A 711-nucleotide genomic window follows, 5' to 3' on the forward strand; every position below is an offset into this window, starting at 1 on the left:
GGGTCGCGCTGCACGCGCCCGGCGGACCGGGCCGCCGTCTCGGATGGGGCGCGGCGACGGCTGGTGCCCTGCTCGCGCTGGTCGTCGCCGCGGTCGGCTGGTTCTACCTGCGCAACGCCCGGCTCTACGGCGACCCGACCGCCGCTGGGCGGATCGCCGAGATGTTTCCGGTTGCCGGGCCGCGGCGATCGGTGGGACATCTGCTGGCCGACGGCGGGCTGTGGTGGTCGGCCTACCGTGGCCTGTTCGCCCGCCCTCGGCTGGTCACCGGACGGGTCGAGCTGATCGTCGCCGGTGTCGCCGTCGTCGCGGCGGCCGGTCTCGCCGTGACGGTCCTGCGGGCCGCGGTCCGCGGCGGCCGGCGGCGGCGCACCGCGGTTCACCGGCCGGCTCGGCTCGGCGATCACCACCGTCCCGCCGAGGCGATCATCTGGCTGCTGGTCGCCGGCCACTGCCTGCTGGTGGTCGCGACGTTCGTGGGGTACATCGCCGCGGGCGGGGCACCGTTCGCGCGGTACCTGCTGCCGATGGTGCCGGTGCTCGCGGTGGGCGTCGCCGCGGGCTGGGCGGCCCTGCCGCTCGGCCGGTGGCGCGGGGTGCCGCTGCTCGTCGCGGTCGTGGCGTTGGCGGCTGCCACGGTGGTGCTGATCGGGCGGGAGGTGGCGTGGAAGCATCGCGGCTTCGCCTCGCTCGGCCTCGCCGGGCGGCTGC

1 pseudogene is annotated in these 711 nt (G+C 77.2%); it reads left to right on the forward strand.

Features of this window, described 5'->3' with window-relative positions:
* Nucleotides 1-711: pseudogene (locus MXD58_RS26165) on the forward strand (hypothetical protein); the annotation flags it as partial.

Source organism: Frankia sp. AgKG'84/4, assembly GCF_023242965.2.
Lineage (GTDB): Bacteria > Actinomycetota > Actinomycetes > Frankiales > Frankiaceae > Frankia.